General features: G+C 67.3%; 22 protein-coding genes. 12 read left to right on the top strand and 10 right to left on the bottom strand.

Annotated features, from left to right (window positions below; translation table 11 throughout):
- The first annotated feature begins 52 nt into the window (after positions 1–52).
- From ACLJRL_RS09660 to ACLJRL_RS09650, 3 genes are all read left to right on the top strand, one after another.
- Positions 53–844 carry an ArsR/SmtB family transcription factor gene (locus ACLJRL_RS09660; protein ID WP_410655737.1) on the top strand — a complete coding sequence of 264 codons (792 nt, stop codon included), beginning with the start codon at positions 53–55 and terminating at the stop codon, positions 842–844.
- A gap of 41 nt (positions 845–885) precedes the next feature.
- Entirely contained in the window at positions 886–1,656 is a 771-nt protein-coding gene (locus ACLJRL_RS09655; protein WP_410655736.1) for a DUF3800 domain-containing protein, read from the top strand.
- Between the two features lie 123 nt (positions 1,657–1,779).
- Positions 1,780–3,915, top strand: coding sequence for a terpene synthase family protein (locus ACLJRL_RS09650; protein WP_410655735.1), 2,136 nt, complete (start codon positions 1,780–1,782; stop codon positions 3,913–3,915).
- Between the two features lie 35 nt (positions 3,916–3,950).
- Here the strand turns inward: ACLJRL_RS09650 and ACLJRL_RS09645 are convergent, their stop codons facing one another.
- Positions 3,951–5,150, bottom strand: coding sequence for a glycoside hydrolase family 64 protein (locus ACLJRL_RS09645; RefSeq protein WP_410655734.1), 1,200 nt, complete (start codon positions 5,148–5,150; stop codon positions 3,951–3,953).
- A gap of 345 nt (positions 5,151–5,495) precedes the next feature.
- Here ACLJRL_RS09645 and ACLJRL_RS09640 point away from each other — a divergent pair, with 345 nt between their 5' ends.
- Positions 5,496–6,122, top strand: coding sequence for a sigma-70 family RNA polymerase sigma factor (locus tag ACLJRL_RS09640; RefSeq protein ID WP_410655733.1), 627 nt, complete (start codon positions 5,496–5,498; stop codon positions 6,120–6,122).
- A 336-nt stretch (positions 6,123–6,458) separates the two neighbouring features.
- The gene (locus tag ACLJRL_RS09635; protein ID WP_410655732.1) at positions 6,459–7,373 is read left to right on the top strand and encodes a LysR family transcriptional regulator; all 915 of its coding nucleotides are present in this window, start codon (positions 6,459–6,461) and stop codon (positions 7,371–7,373) included.
- Here ACLJRL_RS09635 and ACLJRL_RS09630 read toward each other — a convergent pair.
- Positions 7,370–8,359 carry a small ribosomal subunit Rsm22 family protein gene (locus ACLJRL_RS09630; protein WP_410655731.1) on the bottom strand — a complete coding sequence of 330 codons (990 nt, stop codon included), beginning with the start codon at positions 8,357–8,359 and terminating at the stop codon, positions 7,370–7,372. The two genes, ACLJRL_RS09635 and ACLJRL_RS09630, sit on opposite strands and share 4 nt — an antisense overlap.
- 155 nt (positions 8,360–8,514) lie before the next feature.
- Between ACLJRL_RS09630 and ACLJRL_RS09625 the strand changes: the two genes are divergently transcribed.
- A complete protein-coding gene (locus ACLJRL_RS09625; protein WP_410655730.1) occupies positions 8,515–8,931 on the top strand; it encodes a YciI family protein in 417 nt (138 codons plus the stop codon).
- A 30-nt stretch (positions 8,932–8,961) separates the two neighbouring features.
- On the top strand, positions 8,962–10,230 hold the full coding sequence (locus tag ACLJRL_RS09620) for an RNA polymerase sigma factor (RefSeq protein ID WP_410655729.1): 1,269 nt from the start codon (positions 8,962–8,964) through the stop codon (positions 10,228–10,230).
- 110 nt (positions 10,231–10,340) lie between these two features.
- Here ACLJRL_RS09620 and ACLJRL_RS09615 read toward each other — a convergent pair whose 3' ends face one another.
- The 6 genes from ACLJRL_RS09615 to ACLJRL_RS09590 form a co-directional block, all read right to left on the bottom strand.
- Positions 10,341–10,781, bottom strand: coding sequence for a sigma factor-like helix-turn-helix DNA-binding protein (locus ACLJRL_RS09615; RefSeq protein ID WP_410655728.1), 441 nt, complete (start codon positions 10,779–10,781; stop codon positions 10,341–10,343).
- An 87-nt stretch (positions 10,782–10,868) separates the two neighbouring features.
- Complete coding sequence (locus ACLJRL_RS09610; protein WP_410655727.1) at positions 10,869–11,741, bottom strand: nuclease; 873 nt, start codon at positions 11,739–11,741, stop codon at positions 10,869–10,871.
- Positions 11,742–11,878: 137 nt separating this feature from the next.
- Entirely contained in the window at positions 11,879–13,567 is a 1,689-nt protein-coding gene (locus ACLJRL_RS09605) for an L-lactate permease (RefSeq protein WP_410655726.1), read from the bottom strand.
- Positions 13,568–13,571: 4 nt separating this feature from the next.
- Entirely contained in the window at positions 13,572–14,354 is a 783-nt protein-coding gene (locus tag ACLJRL_RS09600; protein WP_410655725.1) for an IclR family transcriptional regulator, read from the bottom strand.
- Positions 14,355–14,636: 282 nt separating this feature from the next.
- Positions 14,637–15,044, bottom strand: coding sequence for a CoA-binding protein (locus ACLJRL_RS09595; RefSeq protein WP_410655724.1), 408 nt, complete (start codon positions 15,042–15,044; stop codon positions 14,637–14,639).
- Between the two features lie 34 nt (positions 15,045–15,078).
- Positions 15,079–15,651, bottom strand: coding sequence for a hypothetical protein (locus ACLJRL_RS09590; protein WP_410655723.1), 573 nt, complete (start codon positions 15,649–15,651; stop codon positions 15,079–15,081).
- A gap of 157 nt (positions 15,652–15,808) precedes the next feature.
- Between ACLJRL_RS09590 and ACLJRL_RS09585 the strand changes: the two genes are divergently transcribed.
- Positions 15,809–16,606: a 2-keto-4-pentenoate hydratase gene (locus ACLJRL_RS09585; protein WP_410655722.1), complete on the top strand. Its 798-nt coding sequence runs from the start codon at positions 15,809–15,811 to the stop codon at positions 16,604–16,606.
- Positions 16,603–17,361 (top strand): 2-keto-4-pentenoate hydratase, encoded by a 759-nt coding sequence (locus ACLJRL_RS09580; RefSeq protein WP_410655721.1) that lies wholly within the window; start codon positions 16,603–16,605, stop codon positions 17,359–17,361. The genes ACLJRL_RS09585 and ACLJRL_RS09580 overlap by 4 nt, the downstream gene beginning before the upstream one ends.
- Here the strand turns inward: ACLJRL_RS09580 and ACLJRL_RS09575 are convergent.
- Positions 17,345–18,229 carry an alpha/beta fold hydrolase gene (locus tag ACLJRL_RS09575; protein ID WP_410655720.1) on the bottom strand — a complete coding sequence of 295 codons (885 nt, stop codon included), beginning with the start codon at positions 18,227–18,229 and terminating at the stop codon, positions 17,345–17,347. The genes ACLJRL_RS09580 and ACLJRL_RS09575 overlap by 17 nt on opposite strands.
- A 13-nt stretch (positions 18,230–18,242) precedes the next feature.
- A complete protein-coding gene (locus ACLJRL_RS09570; protein ID WP_410655719.1) occupies positions 18,243–20,144 on the bottom strand; it encodes an ABC transporter ATP-binding protein in 1,902 nt (633 codons plus the stop codon).
- A 170-nt stretch (positions 20,145–20,314) separates the two neighbouring features.
- Between ACLJRL_RS09570 and ACLJRL_RS09565 the strand changes: the two genes are divergently transcribed.
- Genes ACLJRL_RS09565 through boxB form a run of 3 tightly spaced genes read left to right on the top strand, consistent with a single transcriptional unit; the run spans position 20,315 to position 23,802 of the window.
- Positions 20,315–20,752 (top strand): hypothetical protein, encoded by a 438-nt coding sequence (locus tag ACLJRL_RS09565; protein WP_410655718.1) that lies wholly within the window; start codon positions 20,315–20,317, stop codon positions 20,750–20,752.
- A gap of 32 nt (positions 20,753–20,784) precedes the next feature.
- Entirely contained in the window at positions 20,785–22,377 is a 1,593-nt protein-coding gene (gene boxC, locus ACLJRL_RS09560) for a 2,3-epoxybenzoyl-CoA dihydrolase (protein WP_410655717.1), read from the top strand.
- A 3-nt stretch (positions 22,378–22,380) separates the two neighbouring features.
- Positions 22,381–23,802 carry a benzoyl-CoA 2,3-epoxidase subunit BoxB gene (gene boxB, locus ACLJRL_RS09555; RefSeq protein ID WP_410655716.1) on the top strand — a complete coding sequence of 474 codons (1,422 nt, stop codon included), beginning with the start codon at positions 22,381–22,383 and terminating at the stop codon, positions 23,800–23,802.
- Positions 23,803–23,815 lie beyond the last annotated feature (13 nt).

Genomic DNA, 23,815 nt, shown 5'->3' with positions numbered 1-23,815 from the left:
CTGCCTAATGTAAAAGGCACCCGAAAGGCTGCATATCCGACCGGAAGGCGACATGGACGAGGTGTTCAAGGCACTGGCCGATGCCAGCCGCCGCCGGTTGCTCGACGACCTGAACGCCCGCAACGGGCAGACCCTGCGCGAGTTGTGCGCAGGACTGGACATGGCGCGGCAGTCGGTCAGTAAGCATCTGGCCGTGCTCGAAGCGGCCAATCTGGTGACCACGGTATGGCGTGGCCGCGAGAAGTTGCACTACGTCAACGCCGAGCCGATCAACGCGATCGCGGAGCGCTGGATCGACCGGTACCACCAGGGCCGGGTCGGCGCGCTCGCGGATCTGAAGAGAGCATTGGAGCAGGAACCCATGAGTACCAACGAATTCGTGTACACCAGCTACATCAGGACGACGCCGGAGCGGCTCTGGCAGGCGCTGACCGACCCGGTCTTCACGCGGCAGTACTGGGGGTGCGAGTTCACTTCGGAGTGGACGGCCGGGGCGTCGATGGCGTGGGAGCAGCTCGGGGTGAAGGTGGAGGATCCCGAGCAGGTGGTGCTGGAGTCCGACCCGTACCGGCGGCTCTCGTACACCTGGCACACCTTCAGCCCGGAGTTCGCCAAATCAGTCGGGCTCGACGACGACGTGGCGGCCAAGCTCGCGGCCGAGCCTCGGTCGAAGGTGACGTTCGACCTCGAACCCGCCGGCGAACTCGTCAAGCTGACCGTGGTCCATGACGGATTCGCGCCGGGCAGCACCGCGCTGGAGATGGTCAAGGGCGGGTGGCCGGGCATCCTGTCCAGCCTCAAGACGCTCCTCGAGACCGGTGCACCGCTGCCCGAACCCGCGTAACCGGTCGACGCGGCCGGTGCCGGTCGGGCAGGATCCGGAGGGTGCACCTCGAAATCGCCTGCGACGAGTCCGGGTCGGAGGGCGAGAAGCTGATCGGCGGGCAGACCGACGTGTTCGCGCACGCGGGGGTCCGGCTGAGCACCGAGGCCGCCAAGGGCTGTCTGGCGGAACTGCGCCGCAGGATCCGCTCGCCGGCGGTCGAGTACAAGGCGAACCACCTGCTCCGTACGAAACACCGCCTGGTCCTCGAATGGTTCCTCGGTCCACAAGGGCCGGTCCACGGCCGCGCCAGCGTGTACCTCGTCGACAAGAAACTGCTCCTGGCCGCCAAACTCCGTGACCTCCTCGGCCGCGAGGTCTCGCCGGACCAGGAACTGCTGGCGGCGTTCAACGACGTGCTGCGGACCAGGAACCGGCGCGATCCGGCGGCCGGGTCGTTCTTCGCCATGGTGGACGACACCGAGGAACTGCGAGCGAAGACGGCCGAGTTGCGCAGCGCGAAGGTCCTCGATCCCTTGGTCCCCGCGATCCTCCGCGCTCTCGAGTACTGGAGCGAGAACGGCGACCCGGTCTTCCTCGTCCACGACGAACAGCCGTCGCTCAAGGACGAACGGCTGGCGGAGATCGTGTCGAGTCCCCGGCTGGGCGGGTTGCGCTTCGTCGATTCGAGGACGGATCCGCGGGTTCAGGTGGCCGATTTCCTCGTCGGCGTCGCGCGGCGGATCGCGGAGGACGACCTCAACGGAAACGGCGACGCGATATTGACGGGGCTTCTCGAACCGTATATCGACACCGCTTCTCTTTGGAACTGAATCCGTCACTGGAACGGTTCACTCCATAGTGCGCCGAATCGCTCAGGTGGCCGTTGCCCGGTGTGCCCGGCGGCTGGAAATGTCGAGCTGTCATCGACCCACCCGGCCGGGAGGCAACCGCAGATGCAGGCTTTCACCTTGCCCGAGTTCTACGTGCCGCATCCGGCGCGGATAAACCCGCACCTGGAAGCGGCGCGGGCGCACAGCATGGCTTGGGCAGGAAAGATGGGCATGCTCGATTCGCCGTCCCCGTCCGGCGACGTCGTCTGGACCGAGCAGGCGCTGGCGAAGATGGATTACGCCCTGCTCTGCGCGCACACTCATCCGGACTGTGACGGGCCGTCCCTCGATCTGGTCACGGACTGGTACGTGTGGGTGTTCTTTTTCGACGACGATTTCCTCGCGCAATTCAAGTACACGCGGGATACCGCCGGTGCCAAGGCTTATCTGGACCGGCTGGAATTATTCATGACCGGCACCGGGGAAACGCCGCCGGAACCGGAGAATCCCGCCGAGGCCGGGCTCGAAGACCTTTGGGCGCGCACCATCCCGTCGATGTCGGAGGCCTGGCGGAAACGGTTCGTCACCAGCACGCACAACCTGATGGTCGAATCGCTCTGGGAACTGGACAACATCGACCGCGGCCGGATCGCGAACCCCATCGAGTACATCCAGATGCGCCGCCGGGTCGGCGGGGCGCCGTGGTCGGCCAACCTGATCGAGTACGCCGTCGGCGCCGAGGTTCCCGACAAGGTCGCCGCCACCAGGCCGATGGAGGTCCTGCGCGACACCTTCGCCGACGCCGTCCACCTGCGCAACGACCTCTTCTCCTATCAGCGTGAGGTGCGGGAAGAAGGCGAGAACTCCAACGCCGTCCTCGTTTTCGAGAAGTTCCTCGACTGCTCGACGCAGGAGGCGGCCGAACTCACGAACGACCTGCTGACCTCCCGGCTGCAGCAGTTCGAGAACACGGCGCTCGTCGAGGTGCCCGCGTTGCTGGTCGAACACGACGTCCCCCTGCTGGACCAGGTCGGGATCGGCCTGTACGTCAAAGGACTGCAGGACTGGCAGTCCGGTGGCCACGAATGGCACGCGCGGTCGAGCCGGTACATGAACGAAGGCACGGTTTCCGGTACGAACGGCGGTCTCGGCGGGCCGACGGGGCTCGGTACGAAGTCGCTCCGGCTTTCGCCGAACCGGCTGGGGCTCGGACGGCGGACGCGGCAGCAGGCACCGGCACCGTTCGCGAAGGTGGGGCACCTGCCGCTGCCCGAATTCCGCATGCCGTACCCGATCCGCACCAGCCCGCACCTCGCCGCCGCCCGCGCCTACGCGCCGGGCTGGGCGAGGGAGATGGGCATGTTCGACTCGGTGCCGGGCGTCGAGCGAGGCGGTGTCTGGGACGAGCGCCGGTTCCGCGGCTTCGACTTCCCGCACTGCGCGGCGATGATCCACGCCGACGCGGATCTTGAACAGCTCAAGGTGTCGTCGGACTGGCTCGCGTGGGGCACCTACGGCGATGACTACTTCCCGTTGCTCTTCGGGCTGAAACGGGACCCCGTGGCCGCGAAACTCTGTAGCGACCGCCTTTCCGTGTTCATGCCACTCGACGGCGAGCCGGTGCCGGAACCGGTGAACCCGGTCGAACGCGGCCTCGTCGATCTGTGGAACCGCACCGCCGGACCGCTGGAACGGCCCGCGCGGGCCGACTTCCGGCGGGCGATCGAGAGCATGACCGAGAGTTGGGTCTGGGAGGTGCTCAACCAGGCACAGAACCGGATCCCCGACCCCGTCGACTACGTGGAGATGCGGCGGCGGACGTTCGGATCGGATCTCACGAAGAGCCTCGCGCGGCTGCAACTCGGCGACGTCGTGCCGCCGGAGATCTACCAGAACCGGGTCCTGCACGAACTCGACACCGCGGCGCAGGACTACGCGGCCTTCATCAACGACCTTTTCTCGTACCAGAAAGAAATCGAGTACGAAGGCGAAGTGCACAACCTCGTCTACGTCGTCGAGCGGTTCCTCGATGTGGACCGGAACCTCGCCAGGGACATCGCGGCGCGGCTGATGAACGCGCGGATGGAACAGTTCGAACAGCTCGCGAACGAGGACCTGCCGCAGATGTGCGCCGACCTCGGGCTCGGCGACGGCGTCCGTGCCGTGCTGGTGCGGTATGCGGACAATATGAAGGAGTGGATGTCCGGGATTTTGGAATGGCACCGGAAATGTGTGCGGTACAGGGCTCGTGAGTGGTAGTGACGGTTAGAACCGTCACTACCACTCACGAGGCTCTAGAAGGCTGTCAGAATGATCCGCGCGCTCTGCGGGTTCCCGTCATGCACCAGCGACTCGAAATGCCCGACGTCGTCGAAGGCGAATCCGTACGCCTTACCGTCGACCATCTGGTCGTGCACGATCTTCGAATAGTGGTCGGTCACCGCACCCTTGTAGAACTCGCCTGCTTCGTAGGTCGGCTGCGTGTGCAGGACACCGAGGGTCGACCGGTGCAGCGCCGCGCACAGCGTCCGCGCGATCGGCCCGACGATCTGGTCGTTCGGGGCCTGGAGCTTCCCATCGCAGTTGAAGACGTCGCGTGTGCTCGGCTTGCCGAACGTCGCCACCTCGGCGCCCGAGGTGTCGGTGAACTTCAGGACGTCCCCGTCGGTCTTCCCGGTGAACTTGTTGCCGGGATCGGCTTCGAACGGGACCACGGTCAGGGGTGTCGACTTGTAGGTGTTCCACGCGTCCGTGATGTAGCCGTCGAGGTAGTTCGCGGTGAACCCGCCGGTGTCGAGGCCCTTGCCGGGCGCGAGGACCCGCAGGGCCGTTCCGTCACCGCGTTTGTAGATCAGACTGGAGAAATCCGGCTGCCCTTGGATGGCGTTGAAGATGTTCTCCCGGCCGTTGTCCTTGAGCCGCCCGGCTTCCTTGTTCTCGCCGGCGGCGTTCGTCAGCCCGACGGCGTGGGGGACGCTGAACATGTCGACCTGCGAGCTGTTGATGAACAGGCCCGCGTTGTCGTAGGTGAATTCGCTCCAGTCGAACAGGACGTCGCGGTTCGGGTCGCCGGCGGCCCACGGCGCGGGTTGCACCAGGCCGTCCGGGGTGAGAAGGAACCGCAGTTTCTCACCGAATGACATGTAGACCCGGCCCGAGATCATCTTCGGGATCTTCAACGTCGTCGAGCCGCCGTTGCCGGGACCAGCGATCGAGACGTCCGGCGCGGGGCTGGGCGGGTTCGCGCCTGGTGGCCAGGCGGAGAAGGCCCCGTCGGCATTGACGTAGCCCAGCTTCCCGGTGTTGAGGTTCGTCCCGAGAACGTAGAGGTGGACCGCGTCCGACCGGTTCGAATTGTTCGTGACGGTCAACGGGAGGGGGTCGGGGCCCGCCGCGGTCGCGGTGGACGCGGAAAGCGCCGAAACACCGGTGACCAGGGGGAGAACGACGGTCAGCGCGGTCAGGACGCGCCGGATCTTCTGGCGGATGCGCACAATTCACTCCTCGGCTGTATCCCGTGGCGAACGTGAACGTGCGCCACGGGGTGCGTGCGGATATCGGCCGGGGGCGCGTTCCCGGCCTGCTTCTGCGGCCTTGGCGAGGGGCCACGGCACGGGAAGTTACGTCCCGTTGATCGACTTGTCCAGACCAATGGTGAGAATCTGTCCGGTTTTCCTGAGAGCCGGACAATTTGTCGCGAACCCTCGTTGATTGAGCCGGCCGGATTCCTCGACTACCGTTGTCCGCGTTCGGCGCGACGGGGCGAAAGCCCCGGTCAGGCCGAACGTCCGTCCCAGACCCCGGCGGCCGGGTTGCATCATCACGCGGGGAGCGCGGGTATGGGTGACGGTGACGATTTTCTGGCGCGGACAACCGGTGACGGCGGAGCGTGGATCTCGCCGGCCGGATGGGACGGGCTCGCCAAGGCGGCCGCGTTCGGTGAACCGCGCGCCATGGAGGAACTCATGGTCGCCCTCATGCCGTGGGCGGGGCGCTACGCCGAAGCCCGGCTGGGCGGCCGGGACCTGACCTATCTCGAACCCGCCGACGTCGCCCAGGAGATCTGTCTCGCGCTCTTCGTCGCGGTCCCCCGCTACGGCCTACGCGGCGGTTCGTTCCTGTTCCTCATGCGGGCCATCGCGGCGAACAAGGTCGCCGACGTCTTCCGCAAGGCGGCGCGGAGCCGGCTGATCCTGACCGACGACGTCCCGGAGTGTCCGGCCGAAGCCGCGGAGGACCCGGAACAGCGCGCCCTGCGGGCGGAACTCGGGGTCCGGCTCGGGAGGCTGATGCGGATGCTGCCGGTCGCCCACCGGGATGTGCTGGGGCTTCGCGTGATCGGGGAACTCACCTCGAACGAGACCGCGGCCGCGCTGGGCACGACGTCGTCACGGGTGCGGGTGACCAAACATCGGGCGATCAGCCGGCTTCGCGCGTGCGCTCAGCGCCAGGAGGCCTTCAGCTGAATGCGGACCAGGAGCCGGAGGATCGGATTCCCCCGCTTGGCCCGGGTTTCGAGAATGCGTACGCACATCAGCCCTCCAGGGGATCGCCGTCGAACGGCCACCGCCGAGGGCTGGGACGAAGGCACGGATCGCGCAGGATTCCACCCTATGCGCAGAGCGGGGCATCGGAACCGGCTGAACGGACGATTGGTCTCCGCCTGCGTCCGTTCCGACGAGGATCGCTCGCCTCTTCGGCTCATTACATTGATACCGAAGAAGTTTCTCGCATGGTGACAAAGGCCGGACTGATACCGATTCGGCGCTTGTTCGCCACTGTTCGATACCTAGACTGGATAGGTGTTCTCCCTCGAACAGCTGGTGAGTTTCGTCGCGGTGGCCGAGGAACTGCACTACGGCCGTGCGGCTGAACGACTTTCGATGACCCAGCCGCCGTTGAGCAGGCGGATCCAGTTGCTGGAGCGGGAACTGGGGGTCGAACTTTTCGACCGTACGCACCGCACGGTCCGGCTGACACCCGCCGGACGGGTTTTTCTCGCCGAGGCAAGGAAAATACTGCGTTCGTCGCATGAGGCGACGCTGTACGTGCGGCGGGCGAAACAGGGGGAAGTCGGTGTCGTCACACTCGGTTTCACCGCCACCGTGGCGTATTCGTACCTCGAACGCGTCCTCTCCGCGGCGAACGCCGAATTGCCCGGCCTCGATCTGGTGCTGCGGGAGATGGTGACGTCGGTGCAGGTGGAGGAGTTATTGGCGGACGGGATCGACGTCGGCCTGATCCGGCCGCCGGTCACCGGCGGCGACATCGTGACCCTGCCGCTGTGGCGCGAGCCGCTGCTCGCGGCTTTGCCGGTGACGCATCCGTTGGCACGGCGCAAGAAGAATCCCGACGTCCGCGACTTCGACGGCGAGCCGTTCATCCTGTTCTCGCCGTCGGAGGGCCGGTACTTCCACGACGTGGTCGTGGCGGTGTTCCGCGCGGCGCGGGTGCTGCCGGCGTACACGCAGTACCCGAGTCAGGTGCACACGATCCTTGCGCTGGTGAAGGCGGATCTCGGGGTGGCACTGGTACCCGCCGCGGCCGCCGCGCTCCGGTTCGAAGGTGTCGTGCTCCGTCCGGTGGACGGGATCGAGGGCCGTCCGGTGGAACTGGAGCTGATGTGGCGGCGCGGCAACGACAACCCGGCGCTCGGCGCGCTGCTCAACGTCATCGGCAACCTCGCCCGGCGAGGCCGTCAGTCCACAGTGGACTAAATGCGTGGGGACTGACCCGGCCAGGCGTCGCCCCATTCGACGTCGCGTGCCGCGCGGTAGGCCGTGCCGTGCCGTTTGGTGACGATCGATTCGGTGAGCCCGGATTCCGCGCACAGGGTCAGGCTGACCATGCCCTTGCGTTTGACGGGATGCCGCAGGATCCGGCCGGCCGCTCGCTCCGGCGCCGTCCTGGACGCGACGACGTAGGAGAACTTCTCGTCTTCGAAGTCGAGCGTCGCGGACTTGAGCCGGCGGTGCAGGCCGTTGCGCGGCAGGCGGGCGGAGAAATGGCACCAGTCCTTGCCGCGCGGGATCGGGCAATCGCCCTCGTGGGGGCACGGCGCGACCAGCGAGAGGCCGAGGCCGACCAGCTGATCCCGTGCTTCGACGATCCGTTCGTACCCGCCAGGGGTGCCGGGTTCGATCAGCACCAGCATCCCGGCCTTCGCCGACAGCCAGCGGACGACGTCGGCCCGGCGAGCCTCGGGCAGCTCGCCCAGGACGTAGGAGAGGGTCACCAGGTCGGCGTCCGGCGCGGGGGCGGCCGTGTCGATCAGGCCCCGCTGCCAATTCGAGCCGCGAACGGCCTTGCCTCCGGCGTTCCCGGCGAGCCGCCGCCCGAGCGCGATCGCGCCGGGGACCTGCTCCACCACGGTGCTCTCCTCCAGCGACGGCCAGACGTCGGCCGCCGCCCAGATCGCCGCGCCGGTACCGCCGCCGACGTCGATCTGCGTCCGCGGAGCGAACCCAGGTGCGCGAAGGGCGGCTTCGGCGAGAACTGCGTGTACGGCCGCGTAGGTCGCCGGCATCCGGTAACCCGCGTACGCGGCGATGTCGACCTCGGAAGAGAGGATCGGAGCCGTCGCCGGGCTGTTGTCGCGGTAGCGCGAGCTGAGCCGCTCGACGGACTGCGTCAGCCTGGTCTGCGGGTACTTGCCGAGCTCCGCGTCGAGGGCGGAGCGGAGGTCAGGGGGGAGGACGGCCACGGTCGAAGATTGTTTCATGTGCGGTTGACCTGCGGTTTCCCGGCTGGTCGAATACTCGCGGAAAAAAGTTCGGGGGCCGTGTCGAATCCTGGGGTGCCCGATCGACGCGTTGATGAGGCAGGGGACGAGCCCCCGCCGGGAACGGAGACAACGAGATGCGCTTCATGGTGATCGTCAAGAGCGACGGCGAGACCGACACGGCCGGCACCCAGCCGAGCACCGAAGAGCTGGAGGAGATGGGGAAGTTCAACGAGGAGCTGGTGAAGGCCGGCGTCATGCTCGCGGGTGAAGGTCTGCACCCCAGCTCCGAAGGTATGCGCATCCAGTACTCCGGCGACTCCGAGGCCAGGGTCGTCGACGGGCCCTTCGCCGAGAGCAAGGAACTCATCGCGGGTTTCTGGATCCTGCAGGTCAAGGACAAGGCCGAGGTCATCGAATGGATGAAGCGGGCACCGTTCCGCGAGGGCGAGATCGAGCTCCGCCGCGTGTTCGAGCTCGAAGACTTCTCCAACGCCACCCCCGAGATCGTCGAGCACGAGCGGAACCTGCGGGAGCAGGCCGAGGGCAAGTAATGGTTGCGGTCGTCGCGCCGACGATGTTGATTGGTCGGCGTGACGGCAACAGCAGACCCCCGTTCGGCGATCGACGCGGTGTGGCGGATCGAGTCCCCACGCCTCATCGCCGGCCTCGCGCGCATGACCCGCGACGTCGGCCTTGCCGAGGAACTGGCGCAGGACGCGCTGGTCGCCGCGCTCGAACAATGGCCTGAGGCAGGCGTCCCGAGGAATCCGGGCGCCTGGCTCATGACCACGGCCAAACGCCGCGCCGTCGACGTCTTCCGCCGCAACGAGCGGTACGAACGGAAGCTCGGCGAGATCGGCCGCGAGCAGGAGTTCGAGGAAGAACCCGACTTCACCGCCGGCCTCGACGACCACATCGAGGACGACCTGCTGCGGCTGGTGTTCACCGCCTGTCACCCGGTGCTCTCGACCGAGGCCAGGGTGGCGCTCACGCTGAAGATGATCGGCGGGCTCCAGACGCACGAGATCGCGCGGGCGTTCTTGGCCAAGGAAACGGCCATCGCGCAGCGGATCGTCCGGGCGAAGAAGACGCTCGGCGACGCCAAAGTGCCGTTCGAGGTGCCCGAGGGCGCCGATCGGGTCGCACGGCTGTCTTCGGTGCTCGAAGTGATCTACCTGATCTTCAACGAGGGATATTCGGCGACGGCGGGCGAGGACTGGATGCGCCCGGGGTTGTGCGAGGAGGCCCTGCGGCTCGGCCGGATCCTGGCCGGGCTCATGCCGAAGGAACCCGAGGTGCACGGCCTCGTTTCGCTGATGGAGATCCAGGCTTCGCGGTCCGCCGCGCGGGTCGGCCCCAACGGCGAGCCCGTGCTGCTGCTGGAACAGGACCGAACGCGCTGGAACAGGATCCTGATCGGCCGCGGTCTCGCCGCACTGGAGTTCGCCGAGTTGCTGGCCGACGGCGCTTTCGGCGTCTACGCGGCCCAGGCGGCCATCGCGGCCTGCCACGCACGGGCGCGCACGGGCGACGAGACCGACTGGGAGCGCATCGCGGTCCTCTACGAAGGGCTCGGGAAGCTGAACCCGTCACCGGTCATCGAACTCAACCGCGCGGTGGCGCTGTCGATGGCCTTCGGGCCGCAGGCGGGACTCGACGTCGTCGACAAGCTGACGTCCGAGCCCGCTCTCAAGTCGTATCACCTGCTGCCGAGCGTGCGCGGCGACTTCCTGGCCAAACTCGGCCGCCTCGACGAAGCCCGGGCCGAGTTCGAGCGGGCGGCGGAGATGACCGGGAACGACCGGGAACGCACCCTGCTGCTGAACCGTGCGGCGGACTGCCGCAAGTAGTCCTCTGGTTGCGCTGGCAACTGCCGCAATTAGTCGTCTAGTTGCGCCCCGAGGCCGTATTCAGGGTCTCGGAGGGCGTGAAGGGGGGCGCAACTAGAGGACTAATTGCGTCAGGCGGGGGTGGGGCGCAGGGTGGTGAGGGCCCGGTGCTGGCCCAGCCGGACGGCCTGCACGGAACAGCCGAGCGCCAGCGCGGTGTCGTCGGCGGAGAGCCCGACGAGCGAACGCAGCACCATGATCTCCCGCTGCGTGCCCGGCAGCCCGGAAAGCGGGTTCGGCAGTTCGCCGCGGGCGAGGTTGAAGTAGTCGACCTGACCACGCGTGACGTCGTAGGCGAACGCGAGAAGGACGGGTGCCTCGGCGGCCCCGGTGAGGATCGCGAGACAGCTGTCCTTCGCGACCGCGTCGGCGGCTTCATAGGTACCCGAACGCCGCCCGATCCGCGCCCGGCAATAGCGCACGACGAGGACACGGACGACGTCGATGAGTTTCGCGGCTGACTCCATCCGGCCGTCGACCTCCTCCGACCGGTGCGAACTGTCTGCTTGCATCGGCTCCCTCTCCCACCTTTCAGATGAGCACGTCGGAGGGGGGAGGAGGTACGGTCTTTTTCCCTACAGCAGGAGTGGCAGGGGTGGTCATGCTTCGAGGAAGACGATCCGCTCCGGCTCCACGGTCAGCTCTACTGCCTGCCGTTTCACGCTCACCAAGGTCTCGAACTCCGTCGCGTGGCCGTCCGGGAGGGTGAACAGCCGGTCGTTGCGGGAATCGAGGAAGGCGGAGAACCCGGTCAGCGAGACGCCGCCGGTTTCGTCGAGCGCGAGATAGTCGACGAGACGGCGGAACAGTTTCGGCAGGAGCACCAGTTCGTCGGACAGCTGGCGCCGGGCCGAAAGCTTGAATCCGGAGTTCGTGACGTCCTGCGGCCACAACCCGAGCCCGTCTTGGCGCGCTTTGACCGCGGCTTCGGCCAAGGCGTCACGAAGATCGGGGTAAAGCAGTGAATAGAACGTCGGGTAGACGAGCCCCTCGGCGACCTGCCGGTAGTTCGCCGAGTTCTTCAAAGTTTTGACGTCGAGATGGACTTTTGAAAGATCCGCCGACCTTCCCGGCCGTTGTCCGGGAAAGGCGAAGGCCACCGCTCGTCCGTATTTGTCCGCGAATCGCGTCAGTATGTGACCAGGTACCTTGATCGGAGTCGCCGAAGTGACCCGGCCGCGTTCGTCGCGTTCGACCTTCTTGAAGCCGAGGCCTTTCAGGAGGTTCGCGGCGGCCGCGTCGGCGAATTCCGCGGGCTGGTGCCACATTCCTCCGGTTCCCCTGGCCTGGTAATGCGTTTCGAGCGCGTCGATGGCGTCGAGCCGCAACTGCATCCCGCCCCGGGAATTGAGGCGGACCTTGAGGCCTGCCTTCTTCGTCGCCAGGGGGTCGTCGGGATAGAACCGCACCGAATCGCCGTCCGGTGAGGCTCCGACAAGCTGGAACGTACCTTTGATCAGCGTCATGGGCATGAGGCAACGGTAGTTCGCATTTCGTCCGGTGCGTTAGCCGTTCATCCATCCAGACCAGCGGGCGGTTAAGATCGGATGACCACTGTGGACATTCTTCGTCCGCCTCTATTCATTAGCGTCGGTTGATGGAATCCCTCTCACGACGGGATCATGAAGCTGAGCACGGTCGCCTGCAGCAGCGAGATCACCCCGACCACGGCGGTCAGCAGGACCGACCACAGGAACGTCTGCCGCAGCAGCGCGCCTTCCTTTCCGCTCTGCCCGATCGCGGTGGCGCCGATGGACAGGTTCTGGGGCGAGATCATCTTGCCCATCACGCCGCCCGAGGTGTTCGTCGCGCCGGCGAGGATCGGGTCGACGCCCAGTTGCTGAGCCGAAATCACCTGCATCGGCCCGAAAAGACTGTTCGTCGACGCGTCGGAGCCGGTGAGGAAGACGCCCAGCCAGCCGATGTAGGCGGAGAACAACGGGAACAGCACGCCGGTCGTCGCCAAGGCGAGCCCGAGTGTCTGTGTCGCACCCGAATAGTTCATCACGAACGCGATCGCGAGGATCATGAAGATCGTCGCCAGCGCCCACCGCATCTGGTGCAGCGTCCGCCGGTAGGTGGCCAGCAGCAGCCCGGGTTTCGCGCCCATCGCGAAACCGGCCGCGATCGCCGCGATCAGGGCCACGGTTCCCGGCGAATAAAGGAAGTCGACGGTCAGTGTCGCCGCGTACGGAGTGTCCTTCGGCGTGATCGGCGCGTGCTGGACGACCTCCTTGTGCAGCCCGGGCCAGGCGAACACCCAGTCGGCCTTGTGCAGCAACCTGGTCAGATCCAGCCATTCCGGCAGGTTCTTGAAGATCGTGCCGATCCGGGAAAGGAAGATCGCCACGATCAAGACGATGTACGGCGCCCACGCGTACAGCGCGCCACGATCGGCTTTCGCCGCCCCGAGACTCGCGCCGGCCTTGACCGGTTCTTCGCCGTCGAAACGCCACACCGTCGACGGCTGCCAGAACCGGGTCAGGACCCACAGCGAGCCCATCGCGGCGAGCGCGGCGACGACGTCGACGAGGCTCGGGCTGACGAAGTTCGAGATGACGAACTGCATGATCGCGAACGACAGACCGGCCGTCAGCACCGCGGGCCAGACCTCGATCATCCGTTTCCAGCCGGCCAGGACCACGATCAGGAAGCCCGGAACGATCAACGCCAGCAACGGAAGCTGACGTCCGACCATCGACGAGAACAGGTCGGTCGCCTGTTCCTGTTTCATCCCGAGGATCGGCGCGGTCAGCCTGCCGAGCACGATGAGCGGGTTGCCGAGACCGCCGAACGCGACCGGCGCGGTGTTCGCCAGCAGCGCGAGCACGACGGCCTTCACCGGCGGGAAACCGAGCGCCGCCATCATCGCCGCGGTGATCGCGATGGGTGAACCACCGCCCGCGATCCCTTCCAGCAAGGCGCCGAAGCCGAACGCGATCAGCAGCGCCTGCAGACGGCGGTCCTCACTGAATCCGGCGAGGACGGCCTTGATGTTGTCGAACCGTCCGGTCGCGACGGTGACATTGTGGAAATACACGGCGTGGAACGCGATCCAGGCGACCGACCAGACCCCGAACACCAGGCCCATGGCCGCGGAGTCGAAGGCCAGCCCGGCGGGCATCCGGTACAGCAGCAGCGCCACCGCCAGCGCGGTGACCAGCGCCAGCGCCGCCGAAAGGTGCGCCGAACGCCGCAGGACACCCAACGCCACCAGCAGCACGATGATCGGCAGCGCGGCGAGCGCCGCCGACCACCACAGCCCGCCCGCCGGCTGGTAGTCCTGGATCCAGCCCACCGCGTCAGCCCCTCTGAGCCCGCACGTAACCCAGCCGGAGTGACAGCGCGGCGGCCGTCCCGGCGACGGTCGCGCCCAGTTCGTCGATCCGGCGGAGCACGCGGCCGGCGGGGCCCGCGATGCTGATCGCCGCGATCGGCCGTCCGGAGTGATCGCGCACCGCCGCGGCCACGCAGCCGACGTCGGGTTCGTTCTCGATCTCGTCGATGGCCCAGCCGCGACGGCTCGTCCTGGCGAGGTCGTCGAGAAGCCGGGCGGGATCGATGATCGTCTTGAGGGTGAGGCTGTCGAGTTTCATCCGGCGGATGCGCTCGACGCGGTCCTGTTCGGGCAGTGCGGCCAGCCAGGCCTTGCCCAGCGACGTCGCGTGCTGGGGGCGGCGCGTGCCGAGACGACAGGCGAGGGTGACGGCGTTGGCGCTGCGTTCGGTGGCGACGTAGACCATGGTGTCGTTGTCCGGGACGGCGAGATAGGTCGTCTCGCCGCTCCGCTCGGCCAGCGACGCGAGATACCGCGGCGCGCAGCGGTGGAGATCGGTCGCCGCCATCGCGCGGGCGCCGAGTTCGACCAGCCGGGTGCCGAGCCGCACGCGGCCGGTGGCGCGATCGGCTTCGAGATATTCGAGATTCTTGAGGGTGCCGACGATGCGGTAGGCGGCGCTCCTGGAGAGACCCAGTTGCCTGGCGATCGCGTTGGTGGAAATCTCCTGGTTCTGGCCAACATGCTCGAGGACGGCGAGTCCGCGCTCGAGAGTGCCACTGGAATCCAGGCCGCGTGGTGTGCCCACTTCGCCCTCCGTTGGACCGGGGTACCGATGATCGGCACCTGTTTCCGCTAAGCGGATTCGGACGTTAACAGCTCCGGTCACTGTTGGGAAGGTTTCTTAACGAAGTCCCGACCAAGGCAGGTTTGCGCAGCTCCGAGCGGGTCTGGCGAAGATCACCGGTTTGGCCCAACTGGCGGGCTCATCGAATTCGAAATATGACTTCAGAGGATTTTCTTCTGTTCACGGATATGAAAGAACCCCCGCCGCTAAAAGTGCGGCAGGGGTTCGGCGTGAAGTTCGTTTCTAACGCACCGAGAGGCTCGCGACCGCTCGGACGACCGCCGTGCACCGATCCTCGACGTAGTCCAAACCGCCTTCTTCGGCGATCCGGCGCGACTCGGCGGAGACGATTCCTTGCTGAAGCCAGAGCGCCTTCGCACCGATCGCGACGGCCTGCTCGGCGATCGGCGGGGTGTCCGCCGAGGGCCGGAAGACGTCGACGAGGTCGACAGGCTCCGGGATGTCGGCGAGCGAGCGGTAGACCTTCTCGCCCAGCAACTCGTCGGCCGTGGGATGGACGGGGATGATCCGGAAGCCATGTGCCTGCAGCACCGCGGCGACGCCATGGGAGGCCTTGGCCGGATCGCGGCTGAGGCCCACGACGGCGATCGTCTTCGAACCGGCGAGGATTTCGGTGGCGCGATCGGTCATACCGTCCTCAACGACGCCGGCCGCCCGGGAATTCCTAGAGCTTCCACAGCCGGAGGCCGCGCACCCGGTACACCGGCCAGACGACGTGCCAGGCCCGGCGCCGCAGGAAGACCGCGGAACAGGTCAGGACGTTGCGCGCGGACGTCGTCGCGACGTCGTGGCGGTCCGCCCAGCTCTCCCCGTGCCTGCCCGCCGCGATCCGGAAGACGTTGACCAGCCCGCGGCCCTGCATGTCGTATTTCGCGCCGGTGTCGCCGGAATCCGGGGCCAGTGAAGCGATTTCCGGGCCGAACGCGGCCGCGGGAGCGGGGCCCGCGTCGGCCGGGAGATCCCCGACGGTCGACGAGACCGCCTTGCCGTACAGGCGGCGCGTGTAGCGCTTGAGCAGCAGCCGTTCCCACAGCGGCAGGACCCGGCGGTGCCTGAGCAGGGCCGAACACTCCGCGTGCCCGATGGCGAAGATGTCGGTCAGCTCGTCGTAAGCGTTGTGCGCGGCGGGTTCGTTGAGGTGCACGCGGACCTCGTAGCGGATGCGCGCGGTGAGCTCGTCGAGCTCCTCGCGGCGGTCGATCCTGGTCTTCGCCCGTGAGAGGGACCAATCGGACATGGGACTCCCTGTCATCGGGGCACTGTCGGGCACAGGCTAGGTGATGATCGGGCCCGCACAAGCCACTTTCGGCCTAATCTGTCCGTACCGTCCAGCGGAACGGGCATCTTGTGCGGGCCCTGGTGAAGGGGCAGAGTTCGGCTGTCGGAAGGAGCCCATGGACGCCAGCACGCTGCAGGAGGCCGCGGCCGCGCTGCTCAGCGCGTACGAGACCGGCAAGCCGATCCCGCCCCTGATCGAGACGTATCCCGGCACGACGCTGGAGGACGCGTACCGCATCCAGCAGCGGCTCGTGCGCCGTTGGGCCGAACGCGGCGACGGCGTGCGCGGGCACAAGGTCGGCCTCGCGTCGGCCGCCATGCAGCGGCAGATGGGTGTCGACCAGCCCGACTACGGCCACCTGACCGGCTCGATGTTCCACCTCGAGCACCAGCCGATCCCGATCGGCGGCTTCCTGCAGCCGAAGATCGAACCGGAGATCGCGTTCGTGCTCGGCTCGCGGCTGCGCGGCCCCGGTGTCACGGTGGCGGACGCGCTGCGGGCGGTGGACTTCGTCGTGCCGGCGCTGGAGATCGTCGATTCCCGCATCCAGGACTGGAAGATCAGCATCGTCGACACCATCGCGGACAACGCGTCCTCGGGCGGTGTGGTGCTCGGCAGCAGGCCGACCGCGATCGGCGACGTCGACCTGCGGCTGGCGGGCTGCGTCCTGCATTCGAACGGCGAGATCGCGGCCACCGGTGCCGGCGGCGCGGTGCTCGGATCGCCGGTGAACGCGCTGGTGTGGCTCGCGAACACGGTCGGCCCGCTCGGTGTCGCGCTCGAACCGGGACATGTCGTGCTGCCGGGTTCGATGACGCGGGCGATCCCGGTGAACCCGGGTGACACCGTCGTCTCGACGATCGCCGGGCTCGGCAGTGTCACGGCGAAGTTCTCCGGGGAGGAGCGGGCGTGAGCCTGGGTGTGCGGGAGGCGGCGGAAGCGCTGCTGTCCGGAGAAGAACGCGAGCCGCTGACAGATGCGTGGCCCGCCTTGGACGTCCATACGGCGTATGCGATCCAGGACGAGGCGCTGCGGCTTCGGCAGGCGCGCGGCGAGACCGTGATCGGCGTCAAGCTGGGCCTGACGTCGAGGGCGAAGCAGCGGAGGATGGGCATCGACTCGCCGTTGCTCGCGTGGCTGACCGACGCGATGGTGCTGCCCGCCGGGGTCCCGGTGCCGCGGCTGATCCATCCGCGTGCCGAGCCGGAACTGGTTTTCCTCATGGGGCAACGACTTTCCGGTCCGGGCGTGACCTCGGCGACCGCGCTGGCGGCGGTGGACAAGGTGTACGGCGGGGTCGAGATCATCGACAGCCGCTACCGCGACTACCGCTTCAAGCTGCCGGACGCGGTGGCGGACAACGGTTCTTCGGCCTACTTCACGCTGGGCCCGGTCGGCGCCGACGCGTCCGCGCTGGATCTTTCGCTGGAAGCGGCGTTGCTGGAGGTGGACGGGAACATCGTCGACACCGCCACCGGCGCCGCCGTGCAAGGACATCCGGCGGAGGCGCTGGCCCTGGCGGCCAACGCCTTGGGAGCCCGCGGGCTCGCGCTGGAACCAGGGTGGATCGTGCTCACCGGCGGGATGACCGACGCCGTGGACCTCCGCCCGGGTTCACGGGTCGCGGCGCATTTCTCGCATCTGGGTTCGATCACGCTCGCCGGGTGACGACGTCGGCGCGGTCGGCCGTCCGGACCAGGCCGCGCACCAGCCGCGGCCAGATCGCGCGCGGAATGTCGTGTCCCATCCCGGCGACGACGTCCAGCTCGGACTCGCGCAGCGCGCGGGCGGTCGCCCGGCCGCCGGAGACGTGCACGAGCGGGTCCTTCGAACCGTGCACGACGAGGGCGGGCACGCGTACTTTCCGCAGTGCCCGGAAGCGATCCCGGCCGGACATGATCGCCGCGAGCTGGCGCGCGGTGCCGCCGGGATTGACGCCGCGGTCGTAGGAACGTTCCGCGCGCTCCCGCATCCTGGCTTCGTCGAAGGGATATCCCGGCGAACCGATGACCCGGAACGTGCGCAGCAGGTAGTCCACGAACTGCGCACGATTGCGAGGAGGAGCCGAAAGCAGCATGGAGACTGCGCGGGCGCTCGGCCTGCCGACGAACCGGTTTCCGGTGGTCGACATGATCGACGTCAGCGAGCGCACCCGGGACGGATGCTCGATGGCCAAGGTCTGCGCGACCATCCCGCCCATTGACGCGCCCACGACGTGCGCGCTCTCGATACCGAGTTCGTCGAGCAGGCCGGCCGCGTCGTCCGCCAGATCTTTCAGCGAGTACGGCGCCACGCGCAGGGTGTAGGCCAGCGGCAGGCTCACCCGCCCGGCCATCCGGCTGGACCGGCCGGCGTCCCGGTTGTCGTAGCGGATGACGTAGAAGCCCTCGGCCACGAGTTTTTCGCAGAGTTCGTCGTCCCACCAGATCATCTGCGAGGCCAGCCCCATGATCATCAGCAAGGGCCTGCCGTCCGGCGAACCGAACGTCTCGTGGCACAGCTCGATGCCGTTCACCTCGGCGATTTTCTCCGGCATCAGGACAGTGTGACTACTCGCCGCGATATGCGCGAGCCTGGATTTCGTAAAGCTCGTGGTAGAGACCTCCTTCGCCGATGAGTTCGCCGTGCGTGCCCTGCTCGATCAGCCGCCCCTTGTCCAGCACCAGGATCCGGTCCGCGGAACGGATGTTGGCCAGCCGGTGGGTCACCAGGATCGTCGTGCGCCTGCCCGTTCCGGACGTGCTCGCGTGCCGGAGCCCGGCGAAGACGCGGGCCTCGGCCTTCGCGTCGAGTGCCGCCGTCGGCTCGTCGGCGACGAGGACGGCGGCGTCACGGTAGATCCCGCGGGCGATCCCCATCCGCTGCCACTGCCCGCCCGAGAGATCCTGCCCGTCGTTGAACTTCTTGGACAGCACCGTTTTCTCCTTGGCAGACAAGGATTCGATCACCTCGTCGGCGCCGGAGGAGGTGATCGCGTCGTGCCACGCCGCCCGCGCCGGATCGTCCCGGGTGAGCCTGCCGACGGTCACGTTGTGCTCGGCGGTCATCGGCCATTCGGCGGGATCCTGGGCGATCACGGCGATATTCGCGTGCACCGACTCGTGATCGGCGTCCGCGAGATCGACGTCGTCCCAGGACACCTTCCCCTCCGACGGCGGGTACAGCCCGGTGAGCAGTTTGCCCAAGGTGGTCTTTCCGGAGCCGTTCTCGCCGACGAGCGCGATGACCTCGCCGCGGCGGATGGTCAGCGAAACATCCCGCACCGCGGGCGTTTCCTGGCCGGGGTAGGTGAAGGAGACGTTCTCCAGCCGGATCTCGCCCGGATCCGGCGGCGCGATGAGCCCGCCCTTCGCCGGGCTCCTGGCCTGGGACTCCACGAGCAGCCGGTGGAAGAAGGCGACGTAGAACGAGTCTTCGTAGAGCGAGTTCACCGCGTGCATCGTGATGGACAGCGAATTCGACGCCGTCCGCATGGCGAGCACGGCCGTCCCGGCGAGGGCGAGTTCCATCTGCCCGTTGTAGAGCAGGAACCCCAGCACGAAGTAGGCGATCGCGGTGCCGACCCCGGCCGCGGCGCGGCCGGTCAGCCGGACCAGGTTGCTGCGATGCGCGAGCCGGACCTCTTCGCGCATCAGGCTTTCGGTGATCCGCGAGTACTCGGTCAGCAGCGGTTCCTGCAGGGTGAGCGCGTGCCGTTCGAGCGCGAACGAACGCCAGGTGGCGACCTCTTCGACGATCGACTTCCGGATGTTCCGGCCGACGGTGTCGAGGAAATGCCGGTAGTTGAGCCGGGCGACCTTGGCCGCCGCCCAGCCGTCGGCCGCGGCGGCGAGCAGCAGCACCGGCGCGAGCCACGGGTTGAGCAGGCCCGCCGCGACGAGAGCGGCGAGCAGCGAGATCAGCGCCGACGTCAGATCCGCGATCCAGCGCAGGCTCATCTCGATGGCGCGGACGCCGTAGCGCGCGCCCTGCCTGGCCAGTTCCCGGAAATCGGCGTCCTCGAAAGCCAGCAACCGGACCCGGACCATGGCGGCGGTGACCTCGTCGCCCGCCGCGGTGACGATCCGCGGCCGGAGCGTCCCCTCGACCGCCGCGACGGCCGTGTCGAGCAGGGCGCGCAAGGCGTAGGTGCCGGTGACGACGGCCAGCGCGGGCAGCGAATCCAGCACCCTGTCCGGGGTCGGGCCGTTCTCCAGCAGGGCGGTGAACACGTTGGCCGTAGCGAGCAGCCCGAAGGCCGTGACACAGCCGGAGAGCACGTGGACGACCCCGGCCAGCAGGGTCAGCCGCGCCGACGTCCGCCAGGCGAGCCGCAGCACGATGGCGACGGCGGAGGGCAACGCGCGGATGGCCTTGACCATCCCGGCATCGGCCACGGTCTCGTCGACCACGGCCCACTCGGGCATCTTCAGGTTCTCGACCCCGATCAGGGGCACCGGCGCTTCGGGCACTCCTCTTTCTCTACGCGCCCCCACCGACAGTTTCCGGCCGATGCCCTCCCCGACCTCGCAAGTAGTCCTCTAGTTGCGGTAGTCGGGGGCACGAACTATCGCAACTAGAGGACTACTTGCGCTACGCTTCCTCTCGCTAGAGCGATCTATCTAATCGCAAGGGGGCGAACATGGAAGCTCTGCGAGACAGGGGGCTCACCGCGCTGCGGCTGGTCCTGGCTTTCACGCTGTTGTCGACCACGCTGCACTACGCGCACAACGTGATCAGGGCGGCGGACTATCCGCAGGTCGAGGGGATCCCGGTCGGCGTCGCCGCCGCCTTGGTCGTCGTCGCCTACGTCCTGTTCACCACGTTCGGCCTGCTCGGCTACCGCGACTACCTGCGCGGACGCTACTGGCGGGCGCTTGCGTTCCTGATGGTCTTCTCGTTGTCCGGGCTCGCGAGTCTCGGCCATTTCCTGGTCGCCGTCCCGCAGATCCCGGCGTTCTGGTTCGCCACGATCTACACCGACACGGCGGCCGCGCTGCTGCTGTGGGTCTTCGTGACGTGGGCGGCGACGAAGCTCAACCGGGTGAACGTGCCTGACCAACTTTCTACACAACATTGACGGTAGTCATCAAGATGTAGACAATCGGTGGGGTGACGCGGACCACACCGGTGACGTTCGAACGTCATCCCAGCGGCTACCGGCACTGGAAACTGGCCATCGACGGCGACGTCGCATGGCTGGAACTCGACGTCGACGCCGACGGGGGTCTCGTTCCGGGTTACGAGCTCAAACTCAACTCGTACGACCTCGGCGTCGACATCGAGCTGTACGACGCCACGCAACGCCTGCGGTTCGAGCATCCCGAGGTCCGCGTGGTCATCGTGACCAGCGCGAAGGACAACGTCTTCTGCGCCGGCGCGAACATCCGGATGCTGGCCTCGTCCTCGCACGGGTGGAAGGTGAACTTCTGCAAATTCACCAATGAGACCCGCAACGCGATGGAGGACGCCACCGCGAACTCCGGCCAGATCTACGTCGCGGCGGTCAACGGCACCTGCGCGGGCGGCGGCTACGAGATCGCGCTCGCCTGCGAAAAGATCCTGCTGGTCGACGACAACTCCTCGACCGTCGCGCTGCCGGAGGTCCCGCTCCTCGGTGTCCTCCCCGGCACCGGCGGGCTCACCCGGCTGGTCGACAAACGCGGGGTGCGGCGGGATCTCGCCGACGTCTTCGCCACCCGATCGGACGGCGTGAAGGGGCGGACCGCCGTCGACTGGCGCCTCGTCGACGAACTCGTGCCCCGGCAGGGATTCCGCGAAGCCGTGCTGGCCAGGGCCAGGGAGCTCGCCCGGACGAGCGAGCGGCTCGACGGCGAAGGCGTCGAACTGGCCCCGTTGACGCATCGCTATGTCGACATCGCGCTGGGCGCCACCGAAGCGACCATCACCATCAAGGGGCCGGAGGACGACGACGGCTGGCTGCTGGACTTCACCCGCGAACTGGACGACGCGATCCTTCGCTTACGCACCAACGAACCCGAACTCGGGACGTGGGTGATCCGCACCGAGGGCGATCCCGCGAAGGTTCTCGAACACGAACGCGCCGTCCTCGACGCGAAAGACTGCCTGAGCAACGAAATCGTCCATTACTACAAGCGGACGCTCAAACGGCTCGACGTCACCAGCCGCAGTCTCATCGCGCTCATCGAGCCCGGCAGTTGCTTCGCCGGACTCCTCCTGGAACTCGCCCTCGCCGCGGACCGTCAGTACATCTTGGACGGCCCCCCGATCAGCGACGAAGACAGCGAAGAACGAGCTTCGATCACGTTGTCCGAGGCCAACTTCGGCCGTTTCCCGATGGGCAACGGCCTGTCCCGCCTCGAATCCCGCTTCTACGGCGACCCGGACCACGTCCCGAGGCTCGCGGAAGTACGCGGCAAACCGCTGAGCCCGGGAGAGGTGAACGAACTCGGCCTGGTCACCGACGCCCCGGACGACCTCGACTGGGAGGACGAGATCCGGATCGCGCTGGAAGGGCGGGCCTCGCTCAGCCCCGACGCGCTGACCGCGATGGAGGCGAATCACCGGTTCGTCGGCCCGGAAACGGTGGAAAGCAAGATCTTCGGCCGGTTGGCCGCTTGGCAGAACTGGATCTTCACCCGTCCGAACGCATCCGGCCCCGACGGCGCCTTGCGTCGATACGGTACTGGCCAGAAGGCCGTCTTCGACAGGAAGCGGGTCTGAACCATGCCCACCAAGATCGACTACGACGCCAAGATCCCCAACAACGTCGACCTCTCCGGGAATCGGCGGCTCCAGCGGGCGCTGGAGGGATGGCAACCGAAGTTCCTGAACTGGTGGGGCGAAATGGGCCCCACACTGCAGACCCACGGGGTGTACCTGCGCACCGCGACCAGCGTCGGCCGGGACGGCTGGGCGCATTTCGACCACGTCAACGTGCCCGACTACCGGTGGGGGATCTTCCTCGCGGAGCGGGACCCGGACCGCGTCATCTCCTTCGGTGAGCACAAGGGTGAGCAGGTATGGCAGCAGGTCCCCGGCGAATACCGCGCCGATCTGCAGCGGCTGATCGTCATCCAGGGTGACACCGAACCCGCGTCGGTCGAACAGCAGAAACTGCTCGGGCTGACCGCGCCGAGCCTGTACGACCTCCGGAACCTCTTCCAGGTCAACGTCGAGGAAGGCCGTCATCTCTGGGCGATGGTCTACCTGCTGCACGCCTACTTCGGCCGGGAAGGCCGGGACGAGGCGGAAGGATTGCTGCTCCGGAATTCCGGAAGTCCGGATGCCCCGCGCATCCTCGGCGCGTTCAACGAGGAGACCGCGGATTGGCTCGCGTTCTACATGTTCACCTATTTCACCGATCGTGATGGCAAATATCAGCTCGGCACGCTCAAGGAAAGCGGCTTCGACCCGCTTTCCCGCACTTGTGAATTCATGCTCAAGGAAGAGGCGCACCACATGTTCGTCGGCACCACGGGGGTCGACCGCGTGGTCACCCGCAGTGCCGAACTGGTCCGCGAGCACGACACCTTCGACATCGCCGGGCACGGCGGGATCCCGCTGGAACTCATCCAGCGCTACCTCAACTTCCACTACACGGTCTCACTCGACCTGTTCGGCAGCGAGACCTCCACCAACGCGGCGAACTACTACACCGCCGGGCTCAAAGGCCGCTGGCAGGAGACCCGCCGCAAGGACGACCACAAGCTCACCGACGCCGCCGCGTCGCTGGTCCGGCCGCGGCCGGATGGTACCTGGGAGACCGAGGAACTGCAGGCCATCCTGCTGCTCAATCTCGACCTCCGGGAGGAGTACCGGGCCGACTGCCAGACCGGGGTCAACCGCTGGAACAAGATTCTGGACGAGGCCGGTATCGACTTCCGATTCGTCCTCCCGCACCCTGGTTTCAATCGCGAAGTCGGCATAAACTCCGGCCACCATGTGACGCCCGACGGCACGGTTGTCGACGAGCGGACCTGGCTGGCCGGCAAACGCAAGTGGCTGCCCACTCCCGAAGACCTGACTTTCGTCCGATCGCTGATGCACCCGGTGTACGAGCGAGGAAAGATCGCGAGCTGGGTGGCCCCGCCGCGCCAGGGCATCAATGGAAAGCCGTTCGACTACGAATACGTTTACCTGAGCTGAGCCGATAGAAGGT

The organism is Amycolatopsis sp. lyj-112, from assembly GCF_046549055.1.
Lineage (GTDB): Bacteria > Actinomycetota > Actinomycetes > Mycobacteriales > Pseudonocardiaceae > Amycolatopsis.
This window is presented reverse-complemented; position numbering and strand designations above follow the sequence as displayed.

Bases quoted from the DNA above. Each gene is read 5' to 3' on its own strand.
- boxB (WP_410655716.1), top strand. From the start codon at position 22,381: ATGCCCACCAAGATCGACTACGACGCCAAGATCCCCAACAACGTCGAC.
- ACLJRL_RS09565 (WP_410655718.1), top strand. From the start codon at position 20,315: ATGGAAGCTCTGCGAGACAGGGGGCTCACCGCGCTGCGGCTGGTCCTG.
- ACLJRL_RS09660 (WP_410655737.1), top strand. From the start codon at position 53: ATGGACGAGGTGTTCAAGGCACTGGCCGATGCCAGCCGCCGCCGGTTG.
- ACLJRL_RS09650 (WP_410655735.1), top strand. From the start codon at position 1,780: ATGCAGGCTTTCACCTTGCCCGAGTTCTACGTGCCGCATCCGGCGCGG.
- ACLJRL_RS09575 (WP_410655720.1), bottom strand. From the start codon at position 18,229: ATGCCGGAGAAAATCGCCGAGGTGAACGGCATCGAGCTGTGCCACGAG.
- ACLJRL_RS09595 (WP_410655724.1), bottom strand. From the start codon at position 15,044: ATGACCGATCGCGCCACCGAAATCCTCGCCGGTTCGAAGACGATCGCC.
- ACLJRL_RS09640 (WP_410655733.1), top strand. From the start codon at position 5,496: ATGGGTGACGGTGACGATTTTCTGGCGCGGACAACCGGTGACGGCGGA.
- ACLJRL_RS09590 (WP_410655723.1), bottom strand. From the start codon at position 15,651: ATGTCCGATTGGTCCCTCTCACGGGCGAAGACCAGGATCGACCGCCGC.
- ACLJRL_RS09585 (WP_410655722.1), top strand. From the start codon at position 15,809: ATGGACGCCAGCACGCTGCAGGAGGCCGCGGCCGCGCTGCTCAGCGCG.
- ACLJRL_RS09615 (WP_410655728.1), bottom strand. From the start codon at position 10,781: ATGCAAGCAGACAGTTCGCACCGGTCGGAGGAGGTCGACGGCCGGATG.
- ACLJRL_RS09625 (WP_410655730.1), top strand. From the start codon at position 8,515: ATGCGCTTCATGGTGATCGTCAAGAGCGACGGCGAGACCGACACGGCC.
- ACLJRL_RS09610 (WP_410655727.1), bottom strand. From the start codon at position 11,741: ATGCCCATGACGCTGATCAAAGGTACGTTCCAGCTTGTCGGAGCCTCA.